Below are 20,707 nucleotides of genomic sequence, written 5' to 3'. Positions count from 1 at the left end.
TACGTAAGAATGAATCAGGACACGTTCGCGTAGCGGGCTGGCTTAGTTACTCGCAACGGGAATACGCAGGCGTCAGGCGTGCCGTTATCTACGTGGATTGGTCATAGTTTAACGTTAATTTTTTTGCAGGTATTTTCCAGCATTATGCAACATTCGCACATTCGTAATTTTAGTATCATAGCCCATATCGATCACGGTAAGTCCACGTTGTCTGATCGTCTAATCCAACACTGTGGTGGACTGGCCGATCGCGAGATGGCAGAGCAGGTGCTCGATTCTATGGATATCGAACGTGAGCGTGGCATTACCATCAAGGCGCAGAGTGTAACGCTTAACTATACCGCCCGAGATGGCGAGACCTATCAGCTGAATTTCATTGATACGCCTGGGCACGTAGACTTCACCTATGAAGTGTCACGGTCACTGGCGGCTTGTGAAGGTGCACTGCTGGTGGTTGACGCCGGCCAGGGTGTTGAGGCACAAACGCTGGCGAACTGCTACACCGCCATCGATATGGATATGGAAGTCGTGCCTATCCTTAACAAAATTGATCTTCCTCAGGCTGAGCCCGATCGTGTTGCCGAAGAAATTGAAGATATTGTCGGTATCGATGCCGTGGATGCAGTGCGCTGCTCTGCAAAGACCGGGGTTGGTATTGAAGATGTGCTGGAAGTCATTGTAAACAAAATTCCCCCACCGGTAGGCGAGCGTGAGGCACCGCTAAAGGCGCTTATTGTTGATTCATGGTTTGATAACTATCAGGGCGTGGTGTCACTGGTCCGGATCATGGAAGGCGAGCTGAACGTAAAAGACAAAATTCAAATCATGTCGAACGGACAAACCCATCAGGCAGATAAAGTGGGTATTTTCACGCCTAAGCCGGTAGATACCGGCGTGTTACGTGCCGGAGAAGTTGGCTTTGTGATTGCAGGTATCAAGGAAATTCATGGCGCGCCAGTGGGCGATACCATTACGTTAGCGAAGAAACCCGCTGACAAGATGCTGCCGGGCTTTAAGAAAGTGAAACCTCAGGTATATGCCGGTGTATTCCCCATCAGCTCAGACGATTATGAAGATTTTCGGGATGCGCTGGCCAAGTTAAGCCTGAATGATGCTTCGCTTTTCTACGAGCCAGAGAGTTCTGCCGCACTGGGCTTTGGTTTCCGTATTGGTTTTCTTGGCATGCTACACATGGAAATCATTCAGGAGCGCCTTGAGCGCGAATACGACCTTGGACTTATCACTACAGCTCCCACGGTAATTTACGAAGTCGTTACCACCAAAGGCGAGGTGGTGAAGGTGGACAACCCATCTAAACTGCCGCCGGTGAACGACATCGCGGAAATTCATGAGCCGATGGTTGAGGCGAATATTCTGGTGCCCCAGGAGTTTTTAGGTAACGTGATTACCCTGTGCGTTGAAAAGCGTGGTATGCAAACGAACATGTCCTATCATGGTAAACAGGTAGCTGTGACCTACGAACTGCCAATGGCGGAAGTCGTCATGGACTTTTTTGATCGCTTAAAATCAACCAGTCGCGGCTTCGCCTCGCTGGATTATAACTTCAAGCGTTTCCAGCAATCAGACATGGTCCGCGTGGATATTCTGATTAATGGCGAACGGGTTGACGCGCTGGCTGTGATCACTCACAGAGATAATTCGCAAAGCCGTGGTCGCGAACTGGTGGATAAACTGCGTGAGCTAATTCCTCGTCAGATGTTCGACATCGCTATCCAGGCTGCGATAGGTAACCATGTTGTGGCCAGAAGCACAGTAAAACAGCTGCGTAAAAACGTGATTGCCAAGTGTTACGGTGGTGACGTGAGTCGTAAGAAAAAGCTGCTGCAGAAGCAGAAAGAAGGGAAGAAGAGAATGAAGCAGGTAGGCAACGTAGAGCTGCCGCAGGACGCATTCCTTGCAGTATTGAAGGTAGGTAAGTAATGGCAAATTATTTCTCGTTGTTGCTGGTATTTCTGACCGTTGCCACCGGCCTTATCTGGCTGGTAGACAGCCTGGTATTTGCGCCGAAGCGTAAGGCGCAGATGGCACAAACGGCGGCGGCAGCAGGCAGTAGCTCAGCGATGGATCCCCAACCAGAATTGCCCTATCTGGTTGATACGTCTAAACAAATCTTCCCGGTGATTGCCTTTGTGCTGGTGTTGCGCTCATTTATTTATGAGCCGTTTCAAATTCCCTCCGGTTCTATGATGCCGACGTTGCTGGTGGGGGATTTTATTCTGGTTGAGAAGTTCGCTTACGGGATTAAAGATCCGGTATTTCGTGAAAAACTGGTTGAAACCGGCGAGCCTGAGCGTGGCGACGTAGTTGTTTTCAAATATCCGGAAGAGCCAAACGTTGACTATATCAAACGGGTAGTTGGGTTACCTGGCGACACCGTGGTGTATCGAAATAAACAGGTTTATATCAAGCCAAAATGTAACGGTAACAGCGATTGCCCGGGGCTTGAAAAGGTGCCCCTGGAATTTATCAGTCGCGGTGACTTCGTTCAGGAAATGGCCCCATTAATGCGCTACAGTGAGCAGTTGGGGGAGGTCGAGCATCATATTTTACGTCACCCAACACGGGAGATTAGTTCTGCAAATTTCTGGACACAGCCGGGTACCCGCAGCAATGAATGGATTGTGCCGGAAGGGCAGTATTTTGTGTTAGGTGATAACCGTGACAACAGCCGTGACAGTCGTTTCTGGGGCTTTGTACCTGACGACAATCTGGTTGGCAAAGCCGTTGCAATCTGGATCAGCTTCGAGTTTGAACGCGGCCCGGACAGCGCGCTACCTTCGTGGATCCCGACAGGCATTCGCTTTAATCGAGTAGGTGGAATTGATTAATGCAGGGCATAGACCGATATGCCAGGTTATACAAGGCGCTCAATTACCGCTTTGAGGACAGTAGTCTGCTGGAACAGGCGCTGACGCACCGAAGTGCGGCGAAAAACCACAACGAAAGGCTCGAGTTTCTTGGCGACGCCGTGCTTGGAATGGTCATTGCTGAACAGTTGTTTCAGCAATTCCCGGCAGTGCCGGAAGGGAAGCTTACCCGCATGCGCTCTACACTGGTAAAAGGCGAGACCCTGGCAGAACTGGCCAGAGAAACCAGCGTTGGCGAACTACTCAAGCTGGGACAGGGTGAGCTGAAAAGCGGCGGTCACCGTCGCAGCTCCATTCTGGCAGATGCTGTAGAGGCGATATTGGGGGCTATTTATCTAGAAGCCGGCTTCGACACAGTGCGGACCGTTATTCTGGATCTGTGGCAATCGCGGATTGAAAAGCTGGATCCCAATGCCCATCCTAAAGACAGTAAAACGCGGCTGCAGGAATATTTGCAGTCGAGAAAACAACCACTTCCCAACTACGAGGTGGTGTCTATTTCTGGTAAAGATCACGCCCAGACATTCGAAGTCAGCTGTCAGGTAACCACACTGGAAAAGCCAGTGTTTGGTTCTGGAAACAGCCGTCGCAAAGCGGAACAGGAAGCCGCCAGACTCACGCTGGAGGTACTTGATGACAGCGAAAAATAGTGCTTCGCGCTGCGGGCTTGTCGCCATCGTCGGCAGACCCAATGTAGGTAAGTCAACGTTGCTGAACCGTTTGCTCGGCCAAAAAGTGAGTATTACCTCGCGCAAGCCGCAAACAACCCGCCACCGTATTCTGGGTATTGATACGGAAGAAAATTGCCAGGCCATATATGTGGACACGCCAGGGCTCCATCAGGAAGAAAAGCGAGCGATAAACCGGTTTATGAACCGCGCCGCATCGAGTTCTCTGGCCGAAGTCGGGCTGGTATTGATGGTGGTTGAGGGAACGCGCTGGACAACCGACGATGAAATGGTGCTGCAGAAAGTAAAGAACGCTGGTCTGCCTGTTTATCTTATCGTCAATAAGGTTGACAAGGTCGAAGATAAAGAAGCGTTGATGAAGCAGCTACGGGTGTTGTCAGAAAAGCACAATTTTGAACATATTGTTCCTGTCAGCGCGAAGCAGGGTAAGATGGTGGATGACTTACGTACACTGGTAATGGATAGTTTGCCGGAAAGTGAGTTTTATTATCCTGATGACTATATCACTGACCGCTCAAGCCGCTTTATGGCGGCGGAGATTATTCGCGAAAAACTGATGCGTTTTACGGGGGATGAACTGCCATACTCCACTACCGTTGAAATTGAGCAGTTCAAAATGACAGAGAATGGGGTGTATCGCATTAGCGGCCTTATCCTGGTTGAGCGCGAAACACAAAAGCGAATGGTGATTGGAAAAAAAGGACAACACCTGAAAACCATTGGCGAGCAAGCCCGTAAAGATATGGAAAACCTGTTTGATAACAAAGTATTTTTAGAGCTTTGGGTAAAAGTGAAGCAGGGGTGGGCGGATGATGAGCGCGCGTTGCGTTCTCTCGGTTACGGTGACGAATACTAAGCTACGCATAGCCTGCTACGGCAAGTTGGTACCCGTTGCCGGATAAGTCGGCAGCGCAAGCGCAACCTGCTATGCTTCACAGATGAATTAAAATTCAGTATTGGTCACTTATCTGATTTGACAAGAACACTTTCCGGCCCGGTTAACGCTGAATACGCATTCTGTTGGTTACCGTCACCGGCTTGGTCAGAGCGTCAGATTGTGTATAAAGATATCAAGCCAGGACATGTTGAGTTGTTGTTTACCCGCACGAAGGAGTTGCTATGGCTATTTCGGATATGCGTCGCCAGTACACGAAAGGGCAACTGAGCGAAGCTGATCTTACCGATCATCCCATTACGTTGTTTTCCCGCTGGTTAAATGATGCCATTGACGCTGACATTCCGGACCCTACCGCAATGACAGTAGCGACAGTATCTGCATCTGGACAGCCTTCTCAGAGAATCGTGTTGCTAAAGGATGTCAGCGAAGAAGGGTTCATATTTTATACTAATCTGGGTAGTCGCAAAGCCCGTGAACTGGCTGAAAACCCAAACGTGTCGCTCCACTTCCCCTGGTTTTTTATGGAGAGACAGGTCAGGGTATGTGGTGTAGCAGAGAAACTCACACTGAAAGAAAATGCCAGCTACTTTCTGTCTCGCCCGAAAGACAGTCAGATTGCGGCGTATGCCTCACGGCAAAGCCAACCGATTTCTACAAAAGAATTGTTGTTAACGCAGTTTTCCCAACTCAAACAAAAGTTTGCAGACAAGTCACTGCCTGTGCCTGATTTTTGGGGGGGCTTTCGCGTAAAGCCACACCAGATAGAGTTCTGGCAGGGAGGAAAAGACAGGCTGCATGACCGATTTGAATATAACAAAGATGACAATGGAAACTGGTTCAGTCAAAGACTGATGCCCTGATGATAGACAGTCATTGTCATCTGGATTTCGATACGTTCAGGGATGACATCGATAGCGTGCTTGCCCGGGCGCGACAGGCAGGCGTTCGCCGGTTCCTTATACCCGGCACAACACCGTCCGGCTGGCAACGGCAGGCAGCACTCTCACAGCAGCATTCGGATATCGATGTCGCTTACGGACTGCACCCTTATTTTTTACATGATGACAATCAGTCCGGGCTACACGCGTTATCTGAACATTTGAGTCACTGCGACGCCATGCCACTCGCGATAGGTGAAATTGGTCTGGATGCCACTGTCGATATACCCGAAAGCGAACAGGTGGCAGTGTTAGATAAGCAACTTGGGATAGCGAAAGATGCCGGACTGCCGGTGATCCTGCACCATCGTAAAACGCACCACTTGCTGCTGGAGCGGCTTAAGGCTATGAAGTATGAAAATGGTGGAGTTATTCATGCGTTTTCAGGTAGCCAGCAAGTTGCTGAGGACTATATTGAGCGTGGCTTCTTGCTGGGCGTGGGCGGAACTATTACTTATGCCCGGGCGCAGAAAACCAGAGAGACGTTTAAGAACGTGCCGTTAGGTACTCTGCTGCTGGAAACGGATTCGCCGGATATGCCGATGTCCGGGCGGCAGGGGAAACGGAACGAACCGGCATTTATCAGACAGGTACTATCATCGTTAAGTGAACTGCGTGAAGAGGACGAGCAGCACCTGATTGCTGTAACCTCTGCCAACTATTCCCGCCTTTTTTCCTCAAAAGAGACTGGTTGAGGCGTTCTGCCGGAGAGGCGCCTCTTGAGGGCAGGCCTTGCTTTGTAAAAGCCCCGGGTCAGGTAGATACCAAGAACGAACGCAATAAATAAGCAGCCACCGAGAACCAGCAAGCGCGAACGCGCCAGGTGTCGGGGTTGACCAAGAATGACAGTGGGATCCACCATCACTCTTAAATAACCAATTACCTGACCACTTTCATTCTGAATATCCTGAACATGGGTTACCGGCGGATTTTTGCTTAAGTATGCCTGACTGACAACCGGGGTGTACTTCTCTAGCGGTGCAACAACTTGTCCCCGGCTATCGTACACATTCGCCTCTGTTACTGCCTCCTCCTGCATCAAAATCGCGAGCAGTGATGACAGAGACTCAATATCTTTATTCTGAAGGTGTGGCTGCAGTATTTTACTGTATTGTCTGGCTAGCGGTTCACCGGGTTGCGATGTCTCAAGTTTTAGCCAGCTTTCCTGTAGTTGCTGATAAAGTAATAAACTACCCAGCGCAACCGCAATTGCGACAGACAGCAATACCGTATGTACCAGCCTCTTCATAACCACGTAGGCGCTGTGGGATGTAACCCTCTCTGCTCTACGCTCCGACTCTGACGCTGTGTATGAAGCTGTCTTTTGCATCAACTCTCCTGCATGTCAGTTTGCGTCAGGAGTGGGGCCCGGCGCAGCGCTGCTATCTGCCTTATAATGCATATTACCGACGATATAAACAAGTCGGCACGAGCGTATGGCGCTATGTGAATTCGCGTGGAAGTATACAAAGCGATACCGCAGGATCGCTGCTACCTCTGCTTTGCCGACGTGTTGTGAAAATATTTCCAGACAAATTAGTTGTCAGATGCTTGCCAGTGCCGTGAAGAGGATCACAAGCTTAGCCTTGTGGGGAGTTATAGCCAGATGTTTGGGAATATTACGGATAGTGACTTTGCGACGTGACCATCTTGGGCTAGGATGTGGGCACATTTTAGTTAGATTACCGGCCATGCAGTGACTGATATCTCTATTCCAGAAAGCGCGAAACACGAGGCTCCCGCTTTTGCACGTCTGTTTCAGACGCATAATGCCATTACCTTTGATCTTAAGACCAGGACGTGGTCTCAAAGCGAGCCTGCAACCTTTGACCAAGCTATACTAACCTGGTTTGGGCAGGCGCTGACACTGGCACACTGTGAGGCGGTCGTAAGCGAACTGGAACACTTTGTCTGTGTAGGCGCAATATCGCTGCATCCACTATCGGGACAGTTTGGCGAGACGGTCGTGCGCGCCCCCGTATTGTTTAAGCAGGAGTCAGGGCTGGCAGAAGCCCTGTCGTCTTTGTCGGCCAAATACCATATTGAGGTAGGTGTTCAGCGTGCTCAGCCTTCACTCAGTACCCCGGGATTGCTGGTGATGGACATGGACAGTACCGTAATTGACATTGAGTGTATTGATGAAATTGCCAAGTTAGCCGGTTTGGGGGACGAAGTTGCTGCGGTAACAGCCAAAGCAATGCGGGGCGAGCTGGCGTTTAGTGAAAGTTTGATTTCACGGGTCGCCTGCCTGGAGGGCGTCGCAGTGGCGCAACTGCAGCAAATTCGTGACAGCATCCCCTTAATGCCTGGAATACAATTGCTGGTAGCTACGCTGAAATCTCATGGCTGGACGCTGGGGTTAGCGTCGGGAGGATTTACGTATTTTGCCGATTACCTCAAAGGGCGCCTTGGACTGGATGAAGCACGAGCAAATATACTGGAAGTCGATGCGCAAAATCAAACACTCACCGGCAAGGTCACCGGCGATATTGTTGATGCTGAGGTGAAAGCGCAAACCGTGAAGTCGCTGGCACAGCAGTACCAGATAGCAACTGGGCAGAGTGTGGCGATGGGCGATGGTGCGAATGATCTGGTAATGATGGGGGAGGCCGCGTTAGGTATTGCCTGTCATGCTAAGCCGGTGGTTAACGAACAGGCTGATGTGGCTATCCGTTTCAGCGGCCTGCACACGATGCTGTATTATTTGGGTAAGTAAATTATCCAGCCGGCTTGCGATCCGAGGGCAGAATGCACTTTTATGGCGGATCGCCGGCCAGATTTCTTATAGCAGAGGTGTTTGTTTGCCGATGCAATTCACATTGTTCAATGTGGTTAATGCCGCTGTTCTGACCATCCGGATGCTCCAGTTTCTTTTGTATTCTGCCAACAGTTCTTCTGTGTACAGCTTGCGGATTAGCTTACGGGTCAGACTACAACGTTACGTGCGGCGGCTTGTGGGTGTACCAGCCTGCCGTCAAGCCCGTAGTAATGCCTTTATCCCATTAGGTTCAACCTGATGCTGCGAGGAGAGTACACGATTTTGGTTTATGACCGAGGGCTCGAAATTGTAGCGGAACAGAACTTCATCGGTAATGTCCATCAGGTGCGTACACGCAGCAATATTCCAGAGGCGCTCTTCCAATTCCTTCGCACGATGAATGGCGTAAACGCTGACATAGTTAATTTCAGCTTGCAGCATGTCAAGATCCGGTTTCCCGGTTGTCGTAAGCATGACGTGTAACGCAATAAACTGGCCACGAGACATCGCTTCACGAATAAAATTATACCGCATATCATCAGAGGTAAACTGATTGTCAAAGCGGGGAATGATCGCCATTCTCGAGTCTTTTTGCGATGGATCGAAGGCGATGAATAGCTCACGGCGAATCGGCAGGTTTTCCACTTTGACTTGTTTTACACCCTGTTGGACGAAGGGCGAGTCAAGGTTTCTGTCGCGGAACATAAACTCAAGGTTTACCTGATCTTTCCCAGAAAAATGACTGGCGAGTCTGGATACCCGTTCATCCTGCTGCCCGATGATGCTCGCTTCCGGCTTATAGCGCGCGCCTTCTTTACTCAGCAGAAAAGAGAGCGAAGTGACGTTACGGGCGTTGATAATACGCAGCGCATGGCCAATGCCAGGAACTTCCTCTTCCTCAGGATAACTTTTCAGCGTATTGCGGTTTTGCTTAATCAAGTCATCAAAAAAGTGCCGCGCACTTTGTCCGGCTTCGCCTGCAACGCTTTTTAAGTGGACAATGTTTCTGTCAGGATTGTAATGCACCACCTGATATTGCAAATCCATCACATTGTGCTTGCGAGTAAGCTCCTGTAACTTCGGAAAGGCGACGGTGACTTGAGTATCTATTGCCCCGTTGTATTCTCCGGTCACTTCCAGGCGCAGACCGTGTACAGAAATATCTTCACTGACACCTTTTAAGATTAACCCCGTGTCGTTTTGCGTAAGCTCTATAGCTGAGCGCAGCAGATAACGGGATTCAAGGCGTTGATCCTGAGGCTTAAACCTAAATGTACGGATTTCCTCTGGCACACGGTTCCGCGGATGACCAAAAACGCGAAGGTGACTCAGGTTGTTGCGGCTGAATTTGTATTCGCTGTAGCGCCTCTGACCGGCATCACTGGTGATGTCGGTAATATGGAGCAACCATCTTAAATTTTTAAGTTTCGACATCAGTCGCGGTGCGGGCGGGGTATTTTGTCGCTTAATCTTGGTGCCAACACTATCAGGAATGGACAGCGGAGCATGCGCCTGGTCGGGCGTCATCGACGTCATCGTTACCTTGAACACCCGCCAGCTAACCTTTCGCGAACCAAAGCCAAGGAAAACACCACGTAGCACGTCCTTGGCCATCAGTTCATCAGAGCTGGCGGAATAAAAGTACACTTTTTCATTCTGCAAGTGCGTGAAACTGTAAACGAACATCTCGCGCTTTTCCGGCTTCTTCTGACGTAGCGTCGTAAGTCGTTTGCTATTGATTAAAAAGCCAAGACGACTGTCGTTCGCTTCATCGCTCCAGTAATGAATGATTTCCCGGTTTACCTCATTCACCATCGCATAGCGCGGGATAAGCTCGTTATCTATTTCATCGACGTAAACCGGAAGCGTAGGGCTACGCGGAGAAAAATATTGCTCACAGGATTTATTAATGATGGCCTCGATGGTATTGGCCATATTGACTTTGTAACGGCGTTTATTGCCATGGATAAAACTTTCTAAAAACTGATCAAAAGCCGGACTGGGGTATTCTTTGGCACGCCTAAGCGCCAGATACTGAATTTCTTTTTTACGAATTATCTTCACAACGGTATAGGCAATGCCGTTGCGTTTATCCATGGTGAATTCATCTTCAAGCCCACGAAAATAAACCTGAACCTTTTCGTTTGGCTTGAATAACGACTCTTTACTTAGCTTGACCTGAATGCCTTCGGTGGAAACATCCACACTGATCCCACGGATGGAATGATTACTTTCATTGAAAATCTCCAGCGCCACCGCAAAATTCATGCGTTCTGTTCCGCGACTGGAGTAATCGAGCAGGTTGACGATGGGGACGTTATATTTGGCCATCGTGCGGGCGCGGGAATTCTGCTTGTCTTCCAGCTCTTCGGCTTTCAGACTCGCTTCGCTTTTTTCACGCATCACGCGATAATTGTTTTCGGTCGCCTGAACCGCTTCGTACACGCCAAAACTATAGTGTCCAAAAACGCGAACCTGCTGCTCAAACGTTTGAATGGCAATATCATCAAGATAGTGTTTGATGCCGTCGTATTCGTAAAGCTGGCACTCGCCAGCCACCTGGCCACGCAGATCGATAGAGCGCATACAGGGCCGGGAAAGGCGTTTAACCTCCATTTTAATGAGGAAACGTTTTTCCTTAGGAAGACCGCCTGCAACCTGAGAAAGAACCTGATTGAACTCAGGCTCATTTACCATAGGTTTCAGTTGTTCAATAATGTCAGCGTACTGCTGCAGGTCCTGGCTCATGCGCTCTTTTCTGAATACGTGTTATTAGCAACTCAATGTATCCTATCGGCATGCGAGCCAAACTCTGAACACTGAATGTTCATCAAGGCCAGTATGCAAGTAGGGTAATTATGGTGGTAGAATACTCTGAAATACAGCGAGTTAAAACATAATTATGGCAAAGCGTAAAACCGCCTACGTGTGTTCAGATTGTGGGGCGGAATTCCCGCGCTGGCAGGGGCAATGTAGTGAGTGTAAAGCCTGGAACACAATTAGCGAGTTTGTTGTTAGTCCTGCAACGTCGACATCGAAAACCACACATTCTGGCTATGCCGGGCAAACTGCGGCGAAAATAGAAAAACTCAATGCTATCGATCTTGAGTCGCTGCCGCGGTTTAGTGCCGGTTTCAAAGAGCTGGATCGGGTTCTGGGTGGCGGCATTGTGCCGGGCGCGGCGATGCTGATTGGCGGTTCTCCAGGAGCGGGGAAAAGTACATTGCTTCTGCAGGTCATGTGTCAGTTGGCGGCAACGGAAAGCGCGCTGTATGTAACAGGTGAAGAGTCTTTGCAGCAGGTAGCAATGCGCGCCAAACGCCTAGGGTTGCCTGATGACAAACTGATGATGCTGGCGGAAACCAATGTCGAAACCATTTGTGATCTGGCCTTGCAGAATAAGCCCCGCATTATGGTTATCGACTCTATTCAGGTTATGCATGTCTCTGACGTACAGTCTGCGCCAGGAAGCGTCTCGCAAGTGCGGGAAAGTGCGGCATACCTTACTCGCTTTGCCAAACAACACCACATTTCCATGTTTATCGTCGGTCATGTCACCAAAGACGGTAACCTCGCCGGCCCTAAAGTGCTGGAGCACTGCATTGATGCCTCAATGATGTTAGAGGGCGAGAGTGACGGGCGCTTTCGCACCTTACGCAGCCATAAGAACCGGTTTGGCGCGGTGAACGAGTTAGGTGTGTTCGCGATGACAGAAAAAGGCCTGAAGGAAGTGAATAATCCTTCTGCTATTTTCCTGAGTCGTGGTGAGCACCAGGCGCCAGGCTCGAGTGTGATGGTGATCTGGGAAGGAACCCGTCCGCTGCTGGTTGAAATTCAGGCGCTGGTAGATTATTCGCAGATGGCGAACCCACGCCGCGTTGCCGTAGGGCTTGAGCAAAACCGTCTGGCTATGCTACTCGCAGTTCTGCATCGACATGGTAACGTGCAGATGAATGACCAGGATGTCTTTGTGAATGTGGTAGGGGGCGTCAAAGTGTCGGAAACCAGTGCCGATCTGGCGCTACTGTTATCAATGGTATCGAGCTTTCGCAACCGTGCCTTGCCCAGAGAATTGATCGTGCTTGGTGAAGTAGGCCTGGCCGGGGAGATCAGGCCTGTACCTAATGGCACTGAGCGCATTCTGGAAGCCGCAAAACATGGTTTTAAACGGGCAATCGTACCGAAAGCCAACGCGCCTAAGCAACCTGTACCCGGGTTACAGGTGGTGCCGGTCGCTCAGCTTTCTGAGGCGCTTGACGCGCTTGAATAAATGGCGTCTATCAGGGCTTCGAGATCGTGCTCACTTAAGCTGTTATCGCGGCTGTTTAAAATAATCAGTCGGCGTAATGCGCTAATGCTTTCCAGTTCGATAAAGGCAACCTTGCATCCCATGAACGTGCGCGGCGAGCGCGCGTCAGACTGACGATAAAGCTGTTCTAACTGTATAATGATGGCCGGACTGTCATCGTTTGCCTTAAAGCTGATTTCATAAGGTTCATGGCTGTCGAAGGGCAATTCAAGCAGCGCGCTTTCTGTTGCACTAAGCCGGATCCCCTGAAGAGAAACATCTTCGATAACCACCGGCACGGTGATGTGTTGATGTCGCAAGTTGCCCTCGACTTTCAGGGAAATGCGTTGAAACTGTCTTTTATCTGTCATTAGGCTTGCCCGACTTCGCTGAACGCAATACCAAGTAATAGACAGATCGTTCTCTGAGGTCAATAGTAATCGTATCTTTAGCGACAGAAATTCGGTACATCACCGCATACTCGTTGCCATTTATTGCAGAACTGAGGTTAATAAGAAATTGTGAAGACTGTCGTCATCGAGATGCTTGCGATGGGGGCTCGATAGCGTCAGTCCCGTCTGTGTACTTTGTCGAGCATATAAAAAAGCCGGTGAACACCGGCTTTCTATGACTTATAAGCACGCAATCTTTATATTGCGCCAAAGAGGGGGAACTACTTCTTGCTCATGCGCTTATATTTCAGGCGGTGCGGCTCAACCACATCCTGTCCAAACTCCTGCTTCAGCCAGCTTTCGTAGTCGGTATAGTTGCCTTCAAAGAAGTTAATCTTACCTTCATCGCGATAGTCCAGAATGTGCGTCGCGACACGGTCGAGGAACCAGCGATCGTGCGAGATAACCATAGCGCAGCCTGGGAATTCAAGCAGGGCATTTTCCAATGCACGCAGGGTTTCAACATCAAGATCGTTGGTTGGCTCATCGAGCAGTAACACGTTACCACCGGCTTTTAACAACTTAGCCAAGTGCACCCGGTTGCGTTCACCACCAGAGAGATCTTTGATGAACTTCTGCTGATCGGTACCCTTAAAGTTAAAGCGACTGCAGTAGGCGCGACTATTTATTTCAAAGTTACCGATGCGGATGATGTCCTGATCATCTGAGATTTCTTTCCACACGGTGTTGTTTTCATTCATGTGGTCGCGAAACTGTTCAACACTGGCAATTTGTACAGACTCACCAATATCAATGGTGCCGGAATCAGGTTTTTCAGCGCCGGTCAGCATACGGAACAGCGTCGACTTACCCGCACCGTTCGGACCGATGATCCCGACAATTCCACCTTTAGGTACTTTGAACGTTAAATCATCAATTAATACCCGATCGCCATAAGCTTTGCTCAGGTTCTCAACATCGATGACTTTATCACCTAACCGCTCACCTGGCGGAATGAACAGCTCGTTAGTCTCGTTACGCTTCTGATAGTCGCCGGTAGAGAGCTCTTCAAAGCGGGCCATACGGGCTTTGCTTTTCGCATGACGGCCTTTGGGGTTAGACCGCACCCATTCCAGCTCCTGCTTAATCGATTTCTGGCGGGCAGACTCGGTGCGCTCTTCCTGTTCAAGACGTTGTTCTTTCTGTTCCAGCCAGGAAGAATAGTTACCTTCCCACGGAATACCTTCACCGCGGTCAAGTTCCAAAATCCATCCCGCCACGTTATCAAGGAAATACCGATCGTGGGTGATCGCGACCACAGTACCTTCATAGTCATGAAGGAAACGCTCCAGCCAGGCGACAGATTCGGCATCAAGGTGGTTGGTGGGTTCGTCGAGAAGCAACATATCCGGCTTTTCGAGGAGCAGGCGGCACAAAGCTACACGACGGCGCTCACCGCCGGAAAGCTTAGAGACATCCGCATCCCATGGCGGCAGGCGCAGCGCATCGGCAGCACGTTCTAAAGCATTTTCCAGATTGTGTCCGTCTTTAGCCTGAATGATCGCTTCCAGTTCGCCTTGCTCTTTGGCCAGGGCATCAAAGTCCGCTTCTGGATCGGCATACGCCGCATAGACTTCATCAAGACGGGTAAGTGCGTGAGCAACGTCAGCGACGGCTTCTTCGATATTACCGCGAACGTCTTTAGATTCGTCCAGTTTTGGCTCCTGTGGCAGGTAGCCAATATTTATGCCTGGCTGTGGGCGGGCTTCACCTTCGATATCGGTGTCAACGCCAGCCATAATACGAAGCAGGGTGGATTTACCTGCGCCGTTAAGACCCAGCACACCAATTTTCGCGCCTGGGAAAAAGCTAAGAGAAATATCTTTCAGGATGAAGCGGTTAGGCGGAACAATTTTACCTACCCGGTGCATGCTGTATACGTACTGTGACATTGTGTGTCCTTGCCCAGAAATAAAGCCGGTATTGTACTCGTAATCTCCCCGGTTCGGCTAGGGCGTGTTGCGCTTTATCGTGTACTTTTTGTCCATTTGACAGGGTTTTAGGCATGGCAAAGATGCGTAATTTACTTACGCCAACCACGCAACATGTGCCACTGCATGTCGCTCGTCTGGATTGACCTTTGCGGCAGCAATTACCAGGAATGTGTATGGCGTCATCGCTCACTTGCACCGGTTGTTGCTATAAGGTGCTCCCGCCTCCTTGCGAGAATCCCAGTCTTGTGACGGTGACACGGTACTTCAAAGGTCAACACGCCTCGGGGCGAGGTTCAGGCTTGGTCAGGACGAAGTGCCCACTGTGGCATCCGCCACGTTGCGGTGCGAACACCTACATGCTTCTTATCTTACAGTTATTCCGCTGCTATCCGGCTTCTTAGTGCTCGGCACTGCAATTAGTGTGGTTAATTAGCGTGGTAAATCAAAGCTCGTATTGTCTTCATACAAGACGATCGGAACTGGTCGAGATGAGTGCTGTCTCTACTATCGTCCTGCAACTATCGTCCTGCAACAGGCAGTGCCTGTCACGAACAAGATGGCGCGGGAGAACCGCGGCAAAAAATACAGAAACAAGGATGTACTTATGAAATGGATTGTCATTGTCCCACTTTTTCTCCTGAGCACCATCGTACTTCACGAGTCAGGACATGCACTCACGGCATATGTTCTGGGCGTGGAGAATATTTCCATTCGTATCTGGCCGGGTTTTACCCTCTTCAGCACATTTTCAGACTATGAATACCTTATGCGGCTACAGTCGCCAATGACCGGTGTGGCATCAACAGACTTATTCTTTTTGCCCGAGACGTTTTCCCAAATGGATGGCGGGCTATGTATGTTGATGGGAAGCGGCGTAACCTTCATTATTTCGCTAATCTGCCTATTCTGGTATGTCGTGTACCGGCCTTCAGGTAAACAACAAGCGTGTTGTATTGCCGGCATGTTGTTGGTGTACGACGCTTTTACTTATGTCATTTTTCCGACGGTTTTTGGTGTTCGGCATCTTATCGTTATTGGCGGAAACAAGCCCGAACCTCTGATTGCGCTGGAGTACCTGGGAGTGGAGACAATGGCAATCAATGTATTTATTTGTTGGCTGATTGCGCAGGTCGTTGTGACTGGATGGCTCCTTTGTTTCCGAACCCAAAACGCCGGCATGGTAAATAATGCTGTACGTCCCTTCTTCCGGGCCCCCGGATGAGATTTTTGGATGGCAAACTGCCAAAACAACGGTGTGCGGATACGTAAAACCGCGTGGCATGAAACATTTAAACGAGGCGTAGTCGCATTTTGTTGCAATTTCTGGCGTGCAACAGGGTGCATATCTACACATGATGAATACTTTCATGCTGTGATTATCAGACTACGCTTACATAAAAAAGAGAACGATGAATGACAATTCAACAATGGGGTGGGGCAGCGTCAATCTTACAGGGGTTGACTTATATTTTCGGCTTTATACTGTTTTTTGGAATACTGGACACTGGCGGTCATGATACTCCTGAACAGTTTCTTGAGTTTGTGATATTCCATCGCGACACCTACTTTCTCGGGTATGTTGTGATTGGGGGGGTATTCAGCTTTGCTTTGATGATTCTGGTGCAGGCACTTTATGCACGCTTCAGGCACGAAGCGCCTGAGTTGATGAAGTTTGCCGCAGTGGTCGGGTATATGTGGGCGTTTATCGTCATGTCGAGTAGCCTGATTTTTCTCACCAGTCTGAACCCACTGGCTACATACTTTGAGCAGGATCCCCAGCAAGCACTGATAATCAGCCGCACGATAACGATCATCGTTGATGCATTGGGCGGCGGCATCGAGTTAATTGGTGCCGTTTGGTTACTTGCAGTGAGTACTGTGGGTATAAAGAGCAGGATATTCGGGCGCCCCATCCATTACTGGGGCATTGTCGTCGGTATCAGTGGCGTGCTGACATTGTTTTCCGGTCTGTCTTTTCTGGCGACAAATCCTTTTTTTGAGGTCACAACGGCAATGTTTGGCCTCGGTCAAATTGTCTGGTTTCTGTGTTTAGGCGTATTGATGATAAAAGCCCCAGGCCACGATAAAATGTCTGGTTCAGCCGGACTTGCATAACACCGATGCACACAGTCTGTTGTAAACGTCCTACAAGTGCTGAAGCGTCTGAGGCGTCGTAACTGCGCGTTAGCGACGTTATGCAGTAAGAAGCTGCAATATTGCATTATGCAAGAAAAGAAGCGGAATGCCGCTTCTCTTTCTTACTCACTGGCGTTCACAGGAAGGCTGTGCTTGTCGTTAGTCTGTTGTTGTGGCCGAGCGGCTATAAGCATCAGTGCCCCATAACGGCACGGTGGAGAGGCTGTGCTTGAAGCTACCTGAAGTCTCTTTCGTCGAATACGCCAGGTACATCAGCGTCTGGTTTTCTGCATCCAGGATCCGTCTGATTTTCATCGACTTAAAAAAGATACTTTTGGATTTGGTGAAAAGCACTTCGCCATCATCACTCTTATCTATCTGAGACAACATGTCCGGTGTTATCGGGCCGGTTTGACGGCAGGCGATAGAGCTGTCGGACGGATCAGAAAAGTCCAGGTTTGCTTCAATACTGGACACATGGCAGGTGACGCCGGTTATCACAGGGTCGGTGAAGGCATCTAACTTAATGTCTTTGGTAGTGAACACGCCCAACGAGACATCACCCACTTCGTTTCTGTCACAACCGCTAAGAAGCAGAACGAGTAATACACAAAAAAATGAACGCATGGGAATCTCTCCTTAATTTGAATGATGGCGTTTCACTGAAGGCAGGAACACTGCCATAAAGTGATAGTCAGTTTTCAGATGCCCCGTCCCGGGAAATGCGTTATGCCATACCATGGGTGGCAGCTCGTTTAGAGCATATCAGTTTCACAGGGGAAGTGTTAGAAACACGCGTCTTCGAATTGTGACCTACGATAACCAGTCGCAAGTGCCTTGTCCGTTCCTGTGAAATTGAAATCAGCCTTAAGCAAAAGCGATGGCAACCTGCTTTTTTCATGAATCGAGGCGATTTTGGTACATTCATTCATCAGTTGACAGATTTTTCAGATAACCAGTAAGGACTGGGCCGAAAAAATGCAGTAGCATTGTCGCCAGTAAACAGCGGGTTAGGATACTCTGATGACAGCATTAAATAAGCGCACCTTTACGCTTGAAGAGCTTGCAACGCATGTTCACGGTGAATGGGTAGGAGATAGTGAGCACGTCTTGTCGGGCGTAGGGACGCTTTCAGGGGCGTCGGTTCAGCAAATTTCATTTCTGACCAACCCTAAATACAAACCGCAATTAAAAGAAACCAATGCTGGCGCGGTAATTGTTCATGAAAAAATGCGTGATGACGTCAGCGGCAACGCGTTGGTGGTAGATAATCCCCATGCGGCATTTGCACGCATCGCACAGTTGTTTGATACCACTCCTCAAGTGGCATCAGGCATTGCTGACACGGCTGTCATTGCGGCTTCTGCCAATATTGGTAGCGGTGTGTCCTTAGGTGAGCACGTTATCATTGAAGATAACGTGGTGTTAGGCGACAACGTTAGCATCGGTGCGAATACGGTAGTTCGCAAAGGCACACACATTGGAGAAGGCACAACTATTCACCCTAATGTGACCATTTACCACGATGTTAAAATCGGCAAGCGAGTCTGTATTCATAGTCAAACTGTGATTGGTGCTGCCGGCTTTGGTTACGCCAATGATAAGGGCACGTGGTTGCCCATTCCTCAGACCGGCAGTGTGCAAATTGGCGACGATAGTCAGATAGGGGCCAGTTCCAGTATTGACCGTGGGGCGATGGAAGACACCATCATCGGAAAGAATGTCATTATCGATAATCAGGTTCAGGTGGGTCACAATTGCATTATTGGCGATCACTCCTGCATTTGCGGCACCACGGGAATAGCCGGTAGTTGTCATATCGGCAAATATGTCATTTTGGGTGGCGGTTGCGGCGTAAACGGACACATCAGTATTTGCGATAATGTACAGGTGACCGGCTATACCATGATTGTGCAGGATATTACCGAGCCTGGCGTTTACTCGTCGGGGCAACCCGCAATGAAAAACCGCGAGTGGCGAAAAAACACAGTGCGTCTGAAGCAAATTGATAGTCTGTATGACAGAGTTAAGGCGCTGGAAAAAGCCAACTGACAGTGTTGAGAAAAGGGCAGCGAGAGTTGCCTTTTTTTGTTCTGAAGCAACGTTGCTCTGCTAAATTACGCTTCCCTAACGGATTATCCTGTCCGGTTTTAGGGGCAACATGTCAACGCGAACGATTCAGGGCCAGGGGCAGTTGTATTGTTCCATGAACACTACTACCGCAAAAAGCAGTCACCGCTGACATCAAAGCTGCGAAATTTTACGCATATTTAAAACAAATCGCAGCATGATGGCGTAAAGTTGTGGTGATTTTCCCAAATGAAAAGAGAAGTGGATATTTGATATTCATAAATCAGCTATAAAGCGGTATACATAGCGCCCAAAATGACTAGAATATGCCTTCGATAATGCCATCTAAACCGCAGTTAAGGAGCCTCCATGTTACCTCGCGAATCGAATATTGCTGATTTTGATCCTGAATTGGCCGATGCTATGGCCAAAGAAGTTGTTCGTCAGGAACAGCATATTGAGCTTATTGCGTCTGAAAACTATTGCAGCCCACGAGTGATGGAAGCGCAGGGTTCTCAGTTAACCAACAAGTACGCGGAAGGGTATCCGGGCAAGCGCTATTACGGCGGTTGTGAATACGTAGACGTGGTTGAGCAACTGGCGATAGATCGTGCTAAGCAACTGTTTGGTGCTGATTATGCCAACGTGCAACCGCACTCAGGCTCGCAGGCTAACTCCGCTGTTTTTATGGCGCTGCTTGATGCCGGCGACACTGTACTGGGTATGAGCCTGTCAGAAGGTGGTCACCTGACACATGGCTCTCACGTTAACTTTTCTGGCAAAACCTATAATGCAGTTCAGTACGGTCTGAATCATGACACCGGTGAAATCGACTATGAACAGGTCGAAGCGCTGGCAATGGAACACAAGCCGAAAATGATCATAGGCGGCTTTTCTGCTTATTCCGGAATTGTTGACTGGCAGCGTTTCCGTGAGATTGCGGATAAAGTCGGCGCCTACCTGCTGGTGGACATGGCCCACGTTGCCGGACTGATTGCGGCGGGCGTGTATCCAAACCCACTGCCGCATGCCCATGTGGTTACCACGACAACGCATAAAACCTTGGCTGGCCCTCGTAGTGGTCTGATATTGTCAGCGTGTGGCGATGAAACGATATATAAAAAGCTTAACAGCTCGGTATTCCCGGGAAATCAAGGTGGCCCGCTGTGTCACGTAATAGCGGCGAAAGCCGTGGCCTTCAAAGAAGCGTTACAGCCAGAGTTTAAAACGTACCAGCAGCAAGTGGTGAAAAACGCCAAAGCAATGGTTGCTGTGATGCAGGAGCGTGGTTACAAAATCGTGTCTAACGGCACAGAAAATCATTTGTTCCTGCTGGACCTGATTGATAAAGACATCACAGGTAAAGACGCCGATGCTGCATTAGGACGTTCCAATATCACCGTGAACAAAAACTCCGTGCCTAATGATCCACGTTCTCCGTTTGTTACCAGTGGTTTGCGTATTGGTAGCCCGGCAATCACCCGCCGCGGTTTTAAAGAAGACGAAGCGAAGCAGGTGGCAACCTGGATGTGTGATGTACTGGATAATCTGGGCGATGAAAGCGTTGAAGCGCGAGTTAAGCAGGAAGTGATTGATCTTTGCGCTAAATTCCCGGTTTACGCTTAACTAGTAAAGTCGCGTTGTTCTCTGTGTCGG

At 49.4% G+C, this 20,707-nt stretch carries 17 protein-coding genes; 12 read left to right on the top strand and 5 right to left on the bottom strand.

What is annotated here, in order from left to right:
• Nucleotides 1–144: 144 nt before the first annotated feature.
• From lepA to ACLBLI_RS12725, 6 genes are all read left to right on the top strand, one after another.
• Nucleotides 145–1,941: a translation elongation factor 4 gene (gene lepA, locus ACLBLI_RS12750; RefSeq protein WP_414827979.1), complete on the top strand. Its 1,797-nt coding sequence runs from the start codon at nt 145–147 to the stop codon at nt 1,939–1,941.
• Entirely contained in the window at nt 1,941–2,849 is a 909-nt protein-coding gene (lepB, locus tag ACLBLI_RS12745; protein WP_414827978.1) for a signal peptidase I, read from the top strand. The genes lepA and lepB overlap by 1 nt, the downstream gene beginning before the upstream one ends.
• Nucleotides 2,849–3,538, top strand: coding sequence for a ribonuclease III (gene rnc, locus ACLBLI_RS12740; RefSeq protein WP_414827977.1), 690 nt, complete (start codon nt 2,849–2,851; stop codon nt 3,536–3,538). Before lepB ends, rnc begins: the two co-directional genes overlap by 1 nt.
• A complete protein-coding gene (gene era / locus ACLBLI_RS12735; RefSeq protein WP_414827976.1) occupies nt 3,522–4,433 on the top strand; it encodes a GTPase Era in 912 nt (303 codons plus the stop codon). Before rnc ends, era begins: the two co-directional genes overlap by 17 nt.
• Nucleotides 4,434–4,696: 263 nt before the next feature.
• Nucleotides 4,697–5,335 (top strand): pyridoxamine 5'-phosphate oxidase, encoded by a 639-nt coding sequence (pdxH, locus tag ACLBLI_RS12730; protein ID WP_414827975.1) that lies wholly within the window; start codon nt 4,697–4,699, stop codon nt 5,333–5,335.
• Complete coding sequence (locus ACLBLI_RS12725; protein ID WP_414827974.1) at nt 5,335–6,108, top strand: TatD family hydrolase; 774 nt, start codon at nt 5,335–5,337, stop codon at nt 6,106–6,108. The genes pdxH and ACLBLI_RS12725 overlap by 1 nt, the downstream gene beginning before the upstream one ends.
• Here ACLBLI_RS12725 and ACLBLI_RS12720 read toward each other — a convergent pair.
• On the bottom strand, nt 6,072–6,743 hold the full coding sequence (locus ACLBLI_RS12720; RefSeq protein WP_414827973.1) for an AhpA/YtjB family protein: 672 nt from the start codon (nt 6,741–6,743) through the stop codon (nt 6,072–6,074). The genes ACLBLI_RS12725 and ACLBLI_RS12720 overlap by 37 nt on opposite strands.
• 366 nt (nt 6,744–7,109) lie before the next feature.
• On the opposite strand from ACLBLI_RS12720, the gene serB reads away from it, so the two are divergent.
• Complete coding sequence (gene serB / locus ACLBLI_RS12715; RefSeq protein WP_414827972.1) at nt 7,110–8,129, top strand: phosphoserine phosphatase SerB; 1,020 nt, start codon at nt 7,110–7,112, stop codon at nt 8,127–8,129.
• Nucleotides 8,130–8,387: 258 nt separating this feature from the next.
• On the opposite strand, the gene ACLBLI_RS12710 is transcribed toward serB, so the two are convergent.
• Nucleotides 8,388–10,919 carry a PilZ domain-containing protein gene (locus ACLBLI_RS12710; RefSeq protein WP_414827971.1) on the bottom strand — a complete coding sequence of 844 codons (2,532 nt, stop codon included), beginning with the start codon at nt 10,917–10,919 and terminating at the stop codon, nt 8,388–8,390.
• A gap of 154 nt (nt 10,920–11,073) precedes the next feature.
• On the opposite strand from ACLBLI_RS12710, the gene radA reads away from it, so the two are divergent.
• Nucleotides 11,074–12,441 (top strand): DNA repair protein RadA, encoded by a 1,368-nt coding sequence (gene radA / locus ACLBLI_RS12705; RefSeq protein ID WP_414827970.1) that lies wholly within the window; start codon nt 11,074–11,076, stop codon nt 12,439–12,441.
• On the opposite strand, the gene ACLBLI_RS12700 is transcribed toward radA, so the two are convergent.
• Complete coding sequence (locus ACLBLI_RS12700) at nt 12,408–12,830, bottom strand: PilZ domain-containing protein (protein ID WP_414827969.1); 423 nt, start codon at nt 12,828–12,830, stop codon at nt 12,408–12,410. The two genes, radA and ACLBLI_RS12700, sit on opposite strands and share 34 nt — an antisense overlap.
• Before the next feature lie 302 nt (nt 12,831–13,132).
• Entirely contained in the window at nt 13,133–14,803 is a 1,671-nt protein-coding gene (gene ettA / locus ACLBLI_RS12695; RefSeq protein WP_414827968.1) for an energy-dependent translational throttle protein EttA, read from the bottom strand.
• Between the two features lie 646 nt (nt 14,804–15,449).
• Between ettA and ACLBLI_RS12690 the strand changes: the two genes are divergently transcribed.
• Both ACLBLI_RS12690 and ACLBLI_RS12685 read left to right on the top strand, forming a co-directional pair.
• Nucleotides 15,450–16,067: a hypothetical protein gene (locus ACLBLI_RS12690; protein ID WP_414827967.1), complete on the top strand. Its 618-nt coding sequence runs from the start codon at nt 15,450–15,452 to the stop codon at nt 16,065–16,067.
• Nucleotides 16,068–16,258: 191 nt separating this feature from the next.
• Complete coding sequence (locus tag ACLBLI_RS12685) at nt 16,259–16,960, top strand: DUF4386 family protein (protein WP_414827966.1); 702 nt, start codon at nt 16,259–16,261, stop codon at nt 16,958–16,960.
• Between the two features lie 180 nt (nt 16,961–17,140).
• On the opposite strand, the gene ACLBLI_RS12680 is transcribed toward ACLBLI_RS12685, so the two are convergent.
• Complete coding sequence (locus ACLBLI_RS12680; RefSeq protein ID WP_414827965.1) at nt 17,141–17,608, bottom strand: CreA family protein; 468 nt, start codon at nt 17,606–17,608, stop codon at nt 17,141–17,143.
• Nucleotides 17,609–18,004: 396 nt separating this feature from the next.
• Here ACLBLI_RS12680 and lpxD point away from each other — a divergent pair, with 396 nt between their 5' ends.
• Both lpxD and glyA read left to right on the top strand, forming a co-directional pair.
• A complete protein-coding gene (gene lpxD / locus ACLBLI_RS12675; protein WP_414827964.1) occupies nt 18,005–19,033 on the top strand; it encodes a UDP-3-O-(3-hydroxymyristoyl)glucosamine N-acyltransferase in 1,029 nt (342 codons plus the stop codon).
• 387 nt (nt 19,034–19,420) lie between these two features.
• Complete coding sequence (gene glyA / locus ACLBLI_RS12670) at nt 19,421–20,677, top strand: serine hydroxymethyltransferase (RefSeq protein WP_218313263.1); 1,257 nt, start codon at nt 19,421–19,423, stop codon at nt 20,675–20,677.
• Nucleotides 20,678–20,707: the final 30 nt, after the last annotated feature.

The organism is Alteromonas sp. H39 (genome assembly GCF_047556435.1).
Taxonomy (GTDB): Bacteria; Pseudomonadota; Gammaproteobacteria; order Enterobacterales; family Alteromonadaceae; genus Alteromonas.
The sequence above is the reverse complement of the archived record's forward strand: the minus strand, read 5'-3'. Positions and strand labels throughout refer to the sequence as shown.